This is a genomic window from Bacillus sp. AFS031507 (assembly GCF_002584635.1).
Lineage (GTDB): Bacteria > Bacillota > Bacilli > Bacillales > Cytobacillaceae > Neobacillus.
Window position 1 is genome coordinate 1 of sequence record NZ_NUOW01000115.1, and the last position, 388, is coordinate 388.

At 29.4% G+C, this 388-nt stretch carries 1 protein-coding gene; it reads right to left on the bottom strand.

Annotated elements, in window-relative coordinates; genetic code table 11:
• Positions 1 to 55: 55 nt before the first annotated feature.
• A partial coding sequence (locus tag COE25_RS30100) for a transposase (protein ID WP_142354547.1) occupies positions 56 to 388 on the bottom strand: 333 nt, incomplete at its 5' end.

The following is a 388-nucleotide window of genomic DNA, read 5'->3' on the forward strand; positions in this document are numbered from 1 at the left end:
CGTGAGTCTGTCTAACAATTGTTTCTGTTTTGATAAAGTTTGAATAAATTCAAGATTATTTTTGACAAAAATAAATAAAATCACAAAAATCATATAAAAAGGGGGCAAAGCCCCCTCTGATTTTTCTTATTAATTCCTTTACTCCGAAAATATTTATCAGTCTTTTAAAATTATAAGCAAGACAAATAAAGCTTACCTCAGTGTTTACTGATTCAAGCCCTCTTGTTAAAAAATATGTATAACCAAAATGTCGTTTAATGGTTCCAAATAGGTGCTCTATTATTGAACCCCTTTTCTTGTAGATATTATCCTTTTTAATTGTATTTTCAGTTACCTGGTTAATGATTTCTTCATCTTTAAATCTAACTACAGATCTCCCGCCTTTTGC